Genomic DNA, 9,250 nt, shown 5'->3' on the forward strand with positions numbered 1-9,250 from the left:
ATCAGCGCGGTGGCGTCTACCCCATACCGTTCCCCCACGTCCCGGGCAGCGAGGGGGCCGGGACCGTCACCGCCGTCGGTGCGGGTGTCGCGGACGTCACGGTCGGCGACCGGATCGCCTGGTTGGCGGCCCCGGGGTCCTACGCCGATCGGGTGGTCATGCCCGCCGACGCCGCCCTGCCCGTGCCCGAGGGTGTCGACCTCGAGACCGCGGCGGCCCTGCTGCTGCAGGGCATCACCGCCCACTACCTGGTGGCCTCGACCTTCCCGGTCCAGGCCGGCCACGACGTGCTGCTCACCGCCGCGGCCGGCGGCGTCGGGCTCCTGCTCACCCAGCTCGCCGCGGCGCGCGGCGCCCGCGTCATCGGGCTGGTCGGCAGCGCCGAGAAGGAGACCCTCGCGCGCGCGGCCGGCGCCGCGGACGTCATCCGCTACACCGAGCTGGCGGACGTGACGACCGAGCTGCCCACCCTCGTGCGGGACCTGACGGGCGGCGTCGGGGTCGACGTCGCCTACGACGGGGTCGGCAAGGTCACGTTCGACGCGTCCCTGGCATCGGTGCGACGCCGGGGCATGCTCGTGCTGTTCGGCGGGGCGAGCGGGCAGGTGCCGCCGTTCGACATCCAGCGCCTCAACGCCGCCGGATCGCTCTTCCTCACCCGTCCGAAGGTGGGCGACTACACGGCCACCCCCGACGAGACCCGGTGGCGCGCCGGGGAGCTGTTCGACGCGGTCGTGGCGGGGGCGTTGCGCGTGCGCATCGGTACCCGCTTCCCGTTGACCGCGGCCGGGGACGCGCATGCGGCACTGGAGTCACGGGGCACCACCGGTAAGGTCCTGCTGATTCCCTGAGGTCTCAGCCGGCGTGGGAGAGTGTCCGCTCGCTGCGGAGACTTTTCGAGCCCCCGCCGCCCCGGTGCTGGTCGAGCTGGGCGGCGATGTCGCGTGCCCAGGCCCGGATCTTGCCCCACTCTCGGTAGTCCCCCTCGGGCGCGGTGCCCAGCCGGGTGACCGAACGCTCCCGCAGACCGAGCGCCGCCGGGTCGAGCCGGCCCTTGAACGTGATGTAGCCCAACGGGTCGAGCTGGCGCACCATGCCCGACGCCTGCGCCGGATCCTCCACGGCCCCGGTGGACGCGACCCCGGCGAGCCCGCAGGAGAAGACCCACAGCGGCAACGCGCGCAGCTCGTCGCCGCGCCGGGCGACGAAGTCCCGCATGGACTCCATCCACCGCGTCATGTAGACCGCCGAGCCCAGCACGACCGCGTCGATCCCGGCGAACGTCCGGACGTCCCCGGGGGCGACACGCTTGGCCTCGTGCCCGCACACCCGGAGCTCGTCGACGATGGCGTCGCCGATGCCGGCGGTGGCCTGATGCTTGGACGCGATGACGACGAGGATCCTCATGCTCTCCACTGTGACGCGAGCCCGCGCGGCGCGGATGGGACGAATGTCCCTTTGTGCTCAGGCGTCCCAGTCGGCGAGGCGCAGGCGTCGCGCCGTCTCCGTGAGGCCCCGCGCGGCCAGGAAGCGGGCCGACGTGGGCGTGTCGGTGCCGGCACGCAGATACCGGCCGGAGAGCTCGTCCAGGCCGCCCCGGGCGATGACCAGGACGAGCTCGACGACGGCCGCGACGTCGGTCCACTCGGTCCGGCCGGCGTGCGCGCGCATGGCGGTGGTCATGTCGGTCACCACGACACCGGGCGCGACCTCGAAGGTGCGCAGGCCGCGGTCGTGGCCCGCCGCGTGCAGGGCGCCGCCGATGCGGAAGAGCGCGGTCTTGGAGGCGTTGTAGGCGGTCGCGTCGGCGTTGTCACGCGTGCCCGCCCCCGAGTTGAGGTCGATCACGCGACCGCCGCCACGGGCGAGCATGCCCGGCACGACGGCGCGGGCCAGCAGGAAGGGCCCACGCACGTTCGTCTCCATGACGGACCACCACTCCGCGGGGTCCGCCTCCCACAGCGGCACCTCGGTGTCGATGCGGCCGGCGTTGTTCACGAGCAGGTCGACGGTGCCTAGCTCGTCCTCGACGCGGCGCACGGCACCCGCGACCTCCTCGGGCACGGTCACGTCCGCCACGGCCGCGACGGCGCGCCGGCCGAGCGCCTCGACCTGTGCCGCGACCTCCGCCAGCCGGTCGCCGTCCCGGGCGAGGACGGCGACGTCGAGCCCGGCACCGGCCAGCCCGAGCGCGAGCTCCCGGCCGATGCCCCGTGAGGCCCCCGTCACCAGCGCGGTGCGGGCGGGCGGGACCGCACCCGGCGCGGGGCGCAGGTCGCGCCGGACGTCGTCGCTCATGCCCGCAGCACCGCGCCGACGCGACGGCCGGCGACGTCGACGATGCGAGTGCGCACGGCGGCGGTCTCCTCGGCGGTGAGCGTTCGGTCGCCGGCGCGCAGTCGCAACGCGAACGCGAGGGACTTCTTCCCCGCCCCGAGCTGCTCGCCGGTGAAGGCGTCGAAGAGGCGGATCTCCTCGGCGAGCTCGCCGGCGCCCTCCCGGACGGCGGCGAGGACGGCCGCGGCGGGCACGTCCGCGGCGACCACCAGGGCGACGTCCTCCTTGGCGAGCGGGAACGTGGAGACCGGGCTCACCTGAACGGGCTCGGCGGGGCTCGCCGCCAGGACGGCGTCCAGGTCCAGCTCGAACGCGGCGGTGCGGGCGGGCAGCTCGAACGCCCCGCAGACGCTCGGGTGCAGCTCGCCGGCGTGGCCGACGACGCGGCCGCCGACGAGGAGCTCGGCGCAGCGTCCGGGGTGCCAGGGCTCGAGCGTGCCGGCCCGGACCACGAGGTCCACCCCGACGGTACGGGCGAGGGACTGGGCGGCCTCGACGGCGTCGGCCCAGTCGCGGCGCCGGCCCGGGCCCCACACGCCGTCGGGTACGACCGGTCCGCCCAGGACACCGGCGACGTGGCGCGGCTGGGCGGGCACGGCCCCCAGGAGGCCGGCGAGCTCGTCGTCGGTGGGCCGGCGGGTGACGCCGGGAGCGGGGGCGGGGGCCATGCCCCCCGGCCGGGTGACGAGGCCGATCTCGAAGAGCGCGATCTCGGCGGCGCCCCGACCGACGTTACGACGGGCGGCGTCGAGGAGGGTGTCCAGCAGCGAGGTCCGCATGGCCGGCGCATCTTCGGCGATGGGGTTGACGAGGCGCAGCACGTGGCGGCGCTCGTCGTCCGGCGCCAGGCCGAGCCGGTCGTGGACCTCACCGATGAAGGGGTAGGTGAGGATCTGGGTGAGGCCGTGCTCGGCGAGGGTGCGGGCCACGTCCCGGCGGCGCCGCTGGTCCGGGGTGAGGCCGGGGCCGGCCGGCGCGGCGGGCAGCACCGAGGGGATCTCGTCGTAGCCGGCGAGGCGGGCCACCTCCTCGACCAGGTCGGCCGGGCCGGTCAGGTCCGGGCGCCACGTGGGCGGGGTGACGACGACGGGGCGCGCGCCCTCCCCGCCGGCAGCGGTCCCGCCGGGGAGGGGGGTCTCGGCGTCGGTGGCGCTCGCGATCGCACATCCGATCTCGCGCAGCAGGCCCAGGACCCGCTCGCGCGGGTAGTCGACGCCGACCAGCCGGCCGGCCAGGGCCGGGTCGAAGACGACCGGGGCGGGCGGCACCGTGGTGTCCAGGTCGCTCACGGCCGGGTCGGCGGTGCCGCCGCCGTGGGCGAGGAGCAGGTCGACGGCGCGTTGGGCGGCGACGGCCTGGAGCGCGGTGTCCACGCCGCGCTCGAACCGTTTGGCGGCCTCGCTGGGCAGCTTGTGCCGCCGGGCGGTGCGCGCGATCGATACGGGGTCGAAGTGGGCGGCCTCGATGAGCACGTCGGTGGTGGCGGCGCCGACCTCGGTCGCCGCCCCCCCCATGACGCCGGCGAGGCCGAGCACGCGGGAGCCGGGCCCGTCGGGCGAGTCCGTGATGAGCAGGTCCTCGCCGTCGAGCCGGCGCTCCACGCCGTCGAGCGTGGTGAGTCGCTCCCCCGCGCCCGCGCGGCGCACCACGATCGGGGCGCGCAGCGTGGCGAGGTCGTAGGCGTGCAGCGGCTGGCCGAGGTCGAGCATGACGTAGTTGGTCACGTCGACGGCGAGCGAGATGGGCCGCATGCCGGCCTGCGTCAGGCGTTCCTTGAGCCAGGCGGGTGACGGGGCGGCGGGGTCGATCCCGCGCACCACGCGGGTGACGAACCGGTCGCAGCCGGGCCGGCCGGTCACCGGGGCGCCGTCGTCGACCGTGACGGCGAAGCCGTCCGCCGTGGCGGGCGCCGGCGGGGCCGGCCGGTTCTCCGGCAGGCCCGGGTCGGTGAACGTGGCGCCGGTGGAGTGGGAGTACTCCCGGGCGACGCCCCGCACGGCGAAGCAGTAGCCACGGTCCGGGGTCACGTTGATCTCGAGGACCTCCTCGCCCAGGCCGAGCAGGGCGACGGCGTCGGTCCCGACGGGCGGCACGGCGTCGAGGAGCCGGTCGAGGACGATGATGCCGTCGTGGTCCTCCCCGATGCCGAGCTCACGCATCGAGCAGATCATGCCGTCGCTGAGGTGGCCGTAGGTCTTGCGGGCGGCGATGGGGAACGGGCCGGGGAGCACGGCGCCGGGCAGGGCGACGACGACGTGGTCGCCGACGGCGAAGTTGTGCGCGCCGCAGATGATGCCGCGGGACGCCACATCGGCCGGCTCCTTGCCGGTGCCCGGGACGTGGTTGTGCTCCGGGCCGACGTCGACGCGGCAGTAGTTGATCGTCTTGCCGTTCTTCTGCTCCTCCTTGACCACGGAGAGCACGCGGCCCACGACGAGCGGGCCCGTGACGGCGGCGGGCACGATGCGCTCCTCCTCCAGGCCGACCCGGACGAGGTCGGCGGCGACCTGGGCGGCGGAGGTGCCGGCCGGGACGGCGACGTGCTCGGCGAGCCAGCTGGTGGGGACGTAAGGCATGTCAGTTGCCCCTTCCGGTGGTGCCGAACTGCTGGGAGAAGCGGACGTCACCCTCGACCATGTCGTGCATGTCCGCGATGCCGTGGCGCAGCATGAGCGTGCGCTCGATGCCCATGCCGAAGGCGAAGCCGGAGTAGACCTCCGGGTCGATCCCGGCGGCGACCAGGACGGCGGGGTTGACCATGCCGCAGCCGCCCCACTCGATCCAGCCGGCCCCGCCCTTCTTCTGGGGGAACCACAGGTCCATCTCGGCGCTCGGCTCGGTGAAGGGGAAGAAGCTGGGGCGCAGGCGGGTGCGTGCCTCCGGCCCGAACATGGCACGGGCGAAGTGGTCGAGCGTGCCCTTCAGGTGTGCCATCGTCAGGCCCTCGTCCACCGCCAGGCCCTCGACCTGGTGGAACACGGGGGTGTGGGTGGCGTCCAGGGCGTCGGTGCGGAACACCTTGCCCGGCACGGCGATGTAGATGGGCACCTCGCGCGCGAGCATGGTGCGCGACTGCACGGGCGAGGTGTGCGTGCGCAGCACCAGCTCGGGGTGGTCCTGGACGTAGAACGTGTCCTGCATCTGCCGCGCGGGGTGGTCGGGGCCGAAGTTCAGGGCGTCGAAGTTGAACCACTCGTGCTCGACCTCGGGGCCCTCCGCGATCTCCCAGCCCATGGCGACGAAGAAGTCCGAGACGTCCTCCATGAGGGTCTCCAGCGGGTGCCGGGCGCCCTGCGGGGTACGGGCGGCGGGCAGGGTGACGTCGACCGTCTCGGTGCGCAGGACCTGCTCGTCGCGCTCGGCCTCCAGCACGGCCTGTCGCGCGGCGATCGCCCGATCCAGGCGCCCCCGGGCCTGGCCGACCAGCTTGCCGGCAGCGGCCTTGTCCTGCGGCTCGAGTGCGCCGATCGCCCGGTTGGCGAGCGCGAGGGGGCTGCGGTCGCCGGTGTGGGCGAGGCGGGCCTCCTTGAGCTCGTCGAGCGTGGCGGCGGCGACGACGGCGGCGAGGCCGAGCTCGACCGCGGCGTGCACCGCGGGCTCGTCCAGCGGGTGCGGGGGCTGGGGTGCTGAGGACGTCATGCCTACCTTCCGACGATCGAGCGGCGGGCACGCGCGGGGCGCGCGAGCCGCCAGCGTGCCAGTCTAGGCGGCTCCCCGGCCCCGGCGGCCGGTCGGTCACGTGACGGGACGACCGGTCAGCGGGGCGCCGCGGCGAGCGGGAAGCGTTCGACCGGCTCGTACAGCGGCCCACCACCGCGTCCCTCCCCCGGCCGTGAGAGCACGAGCGTCACGTCCGCCGCGTCCCATGCGGGGCCCTCGTACACGCTCAGCGCGTGCGCGCGGCCCGGCAGGTCCTCGGGGGTGCCCCGCCGTGCGCCGAGGCGGGCGATCGTCACGTGGGCGCGCCTCCGGTCACGCGGCGCGCGTTCGAACCCACCGCGCCGCAGCGGCGCGCCGGCGTCGTCGCAGGCGGCCATGAGCCCGACGAGCCGGTCGGGGCTCGCACCGACCGGCTCGCCCGCCCACGGCCCGTCACCCTCCCACGACCCGCCACCCGCCCGCCCGCCGTCCTCCTGCACACCGACCCAGAGCGTCCGGTGGCCGAAGACGCCCGCGCCGCGCAGCCGGAGCCGGAGCGGCGCACAGCCCTCGGCGACGGCGCCCAGCCGGGCACCGAGCTCGGGGACGGCGCCGTCCGGGACCTCGCCGAAGAACGCGAGCGTGATGTGCCGCTGCTCGACGGGCACCCACCGTAGCGCGGGCGGCCCGGCGGCCGGAGTCCCGCGCAGCGCGGCGACGGCGAGGTCGAGGTGGTCCTGCACGGCGCCGGGGAGCTCGAGGCTGGCGAAGAGCCGCATCACCGGATGATCCCCCGTGCCCCGGTGCGGGTCAATCAGGTGACGTGCCATACGCCGGGCGGTACCGTCAGGTATGCGAATCTCCGAGGTGCTCAGGCGCAAGGGTGACGACGTCGTCACCATCCGCAGCGACGCGTCCATCGCGGACCTGCTCGACCTGCTCGCCGACCGCCGCATCGGCGCGGTCGTGGTCTCCGATGCCGACGGCCGGGTGGACGGCATCATCAGCGAGCGCGATCTCGTCATGAAGCTGCGCGTCGGCACCGAGGCGTTCGGGTCGGTCCACGTCCGCGACTACATGTCCACCGACGTCGCCACGTGCGTCCCCGGCGACGACACCGAGACCCTGGCCCGGAAGATGACGGAGATGCGGGTGCGTCACCTGCCGGTCCTCGTCGACGGGCGGCTGGCCGGGATCGTCTCCATCGGGGACATCGTGAAGCAGCGGCTGGACGAGCTCCAGGAGGAGCGCGACCAGCTCGTGGACTACGTGCAGCAGGGCCGCCCGGTTACCCGCTGACACCATGTCCCAGGCGACGGACCGGTTGGGGCGGCAAGGAGCTCTCCCGGCGACGACGGTGGTGTGCTGCGGGCTGACCACGCTCGACGTCACGCAGACGGTCGACGCCGTGCCGCGCCCGGACGAGAAGGTGGTCGCCCGCTCGGTGCGCGTCGACGTCGGCGGCCCGGCGGCGAACGCCGCGCGCACCGCCGCCGCCCTGGGGGCGCCGACCACGCTGGTCACCGCGCTCGGTACCGGCCCGCTGGCCGAGCTGGCCCGGACGGTGCTGACCGCGGCCGGGGTGCGCGTGGTGGACGTCGCCGCCGACGACGCCGGCCCGGCGCTGTCCACCGTGCTCGTCACGGCCGGCACCGGGGAACGCGCCGTCGTCTCCGCCAACGCGGTGGGCCGGGCGGTGGGCGGGTGCCCGCCGGGCGTGCTCGACGGCGCCGGCGCGCTCCTCGTGGACGGGCACCTGCTCGCCGTGCAGGTCCCGCTCGCCCAGGAGGCGCGCGAGCGCGGTGTGGTGGTCCTGCTCGACGGCGGCTCGTGGAAGCCGGGACTGGACGGCCTGCTCCGCCATGTCGACGTCGCCCTCGTCTCCGCGGACTTCGGTGTGCCGGGCCGCAAGGGCGCGACCGGCCACGACGACGACCGGCTGTCCGAGGACGGGCCGCCGGACACCCTGGCCGCCATCGCCGCGCACGGCCCGGCGCTCGTCGCCCGGTCCCACGGCGCGGGCCCCCTCGAGGTCCTGACCGCCGGTCACCGGTACCGGATCGACGTGCCGGCGGTGGCGCCGTCGGACGTGGTGGACACCCTGGGCGCGGGGGACGTACTGCACGGCGCCGCCGCGTTCCACCTCGCGGCCCGCGCGGCCTGGCCCGACGCCATCCAGGAAGGAGCGCGCCTGGCCACCCGGTCCGTGCGCTCCCCCGGTGCGCTCGGCTGGGCCGCCTCGGGCGGTCAGGGCGCGCCTGGGCCCGCGGTGTGCCAGCGCACGAGCACGTCGGCGCGGGTGCTGGACCCGGCGACGAGCTCGGCGTTGCGCTGGTCCGAGCCGTTGGCGAAGGCGTCCGCGACCTCGGGTGAACGCCCGTAGGAGACGTGGCGCGCCAGCAGGCGGGCGCGCCGGTCGGGCTCCGGCGCCTGCAGGAACCACGTCTCGTCCAGCAGGCGGGGCAGCCGGTCCCAGGGGGCGGCGTCGAGCAGGAGATAGTTGCCCTCGGTGAGGACGACGGCGTGCGCCGGGGCGACGGGCACCGCGCCGGCGATCGGCTCCTCGAGGGTGCGGTCGAACGTGGGCGCGTAGACCACCGCGGAGTCGGGACGCTGGACGCGCACGCGCCGGACGAGCGCCACGTAGCCGTGGGCGTCGAACGTGTCGGCCGCGCCCTTGCGGTCGGCCCGCCCGAGGCGTTCGAGCTCGGCCTGCGCCAGGTGGAAGCCGTCCATCCCGACGACGGCGGTCGCGGTGCCCCGCTCCGTCAGCGCCCGGGCGAGCACCTCGACCAGGCTGGACTTGCCGGCACCGGGGGCGCCCGCGATGCCGATGAGCGCGCGGCGGGCCCGGTCGGGACCGCCGCGCCGGCGCACGGCGTCGATGCGCGCCACGAGTGCGGACACGTCGGTGGGCGTCGCGTCCAGGACCGTGGGCCCGCGCCCGGGCTCGGCGGGCGCACCCACGCCCGGCCCGGGCTCGGCCGTCGTGCCCATGCTCGGCTCCATGCTCGGCGCGGGCTCAGCCGTCGCCGCCGCGCTGCGCCCGCGCGGAGGCGTACAGGCACAGGGCGGCGGCGGACGCGACGTTGAGGGACTCGGCGAGTCCGTGCAGCGGGACCCGGACGACGGCGTCGCAGAGCGCACGCTGGGCGTCCGTCAGGCCGTGGGCCTCGTTGCCGAAGACCCAGACCGTCGGTGCGGCCAGCTCCGGGGCGGGCGCAGCCGGGAGCTCCGCGGCGTCGAGGTCGTGGGCGGGCGCCGCGCCGGCCTC

At 75.8% G+C, this 9,250-nt stretch carries 9 protein-coding genes and 1 pseudogene; 3 read left to right on the forward strand and 7 right to left on the reverse strand.

The window, feature by feature from the left end; all coding sequences use genetic code 11:
* On the forward strand, window positions 1-851 hold an 851-nt coding region (locus tag ACYC1Z_RS12445; protein WP_461409846.1), incomplete at its 5' end, for a quinone oxidoreductase family protein.
* Window positions 852-855: 4 nt separating this feature from the next.
* Here the strand turns inward: ACYC1Z_RS12445 and ACYC1Z_RS12450 are convergent.
* From ACYC1Z_RS12450 to ACYC1Z_RS12470, 5 genes are all read right to left on the reverse strand, one after another.
* Complete coding sequence (locus tag ACYC1Z_RS12450) at window positions 856-1,407, reverse strand: flavodoxin domain-containing protein (protein WP_461409847.1); 552 nt, start codon at window positions 1,405-1,407, stop codon at window positions 856-858.
* A gap of 57 nt (window positions 1,408-1,464) precedes the next feature.
* On the reverse strand, window positions 1,465-2,298 hold the full coding sequence (locus tag ACYC1Z_RS12455) for an SDR family NAD(P)-dependent oxidoreductase (RefSeq protein WP_461409848.1): 834 nt from the start codon (window positions 2,296-2,298) through the stop codon (window positions 1,465-1,467).
* On the reverse strand, window positions 2,295-4,913 hold the full coding sequence (gene pheT, locus ACYC1Z_RS12460) for a phenylalanine--tRNA ligase subunit beta (protein ID WP_461409849.1): 2,619 nt from the start codon (window positions 4,911-4,913) through the stop codon (window positions 2,295-2,297). Before pheT ends, ACYC1Z_RS12455 begins: the two co-directional genes overlap by 4 nt.
* A 1-nt stretch (window position 4,914) precedes the next feature.
* Window positions 4,915-5,976: a phenylalanine--tRNA ligase subunit alpha gene (gene pheS, locus ACYC1Z_RS12465; RefSeq protein ID WP_461409850.1), complete on the reverse strand. Its 1,062-nt coding sequence runs from the start codon at window positions 5,974-5,976 to the stop codon at window positions 4,915-4,917.
* 116 nt (window positions 5,977-6,092) lie between these two features.
* Window positions 6,093-6,755: a 2'-5' RNA ligase family protein gene (locus ACYC1Z_RS12470; RefSeq protein WP_461409851.1), complete on the reverse strand. Its 663-nt coding sequence runs from the start codon at window positions 6,753-6,755 to the stop codon at window positions 6,093-6,095.
* Between the two features lie 73 nt (window positions 6,756-6,828).
* Between ACYC1Z_RS12470 and ACYC1Z_RS12475 the strand changes: the two genes are divergently transcribed.
* Together ACYC1Z_RS12475 and ACYC1Z_RS12480 are read left to right on the forward strand one after the other, a co-directional pair.
* A complete protein-coding gene (locus ACYC1Z_RS12475; protein WP_461409852.1) occupies window positions 6,829-7,275 on the forward strand; it encodes a CBS domain-containing protein in 447 nt (148 codons plus the stop codon).
* Between the two features lie 4 nt (window positions 7,276-7,279).
* Window positions 7,280-8,188: pseudogene (locus ACYC1Z_RS12480) on the forward strand (PfkB family carbohydrate kinase); the annotation flags it as partial.
* A gap of 35 nt (window positions 8,189-8,223) precedes the next feature.
* Here ACYC1Z_RS12480 and ACYC1Z_RS12485 read toward each other — a convergent pair.
* Window positions 8,224-8,973: a nucleoside/nucleotide kinase family protein gene (locus ACYC1Z_RS12485; protein WP_461409853.1), complete on the reverse strand. Its 750-nt coding sequence runs from the start codon at window positions 8,971-8,973 to the stop codon at window positions 8,224-8,226.
* Window positions 8,974-8,998: 25 nt separating this feature from the next.
* The coding region (locus ACYC1Z_RS12490; RefSeq protein ID WP_461409854.1) for a TrmH family RNA methyltransferase at window positions 8,999-9,250 on the reverse strand (252 nt) is incomplete at its 5' end.

The sequence above is a fragment of the Georgenia sp. genome, assembly GCF_054605595.1.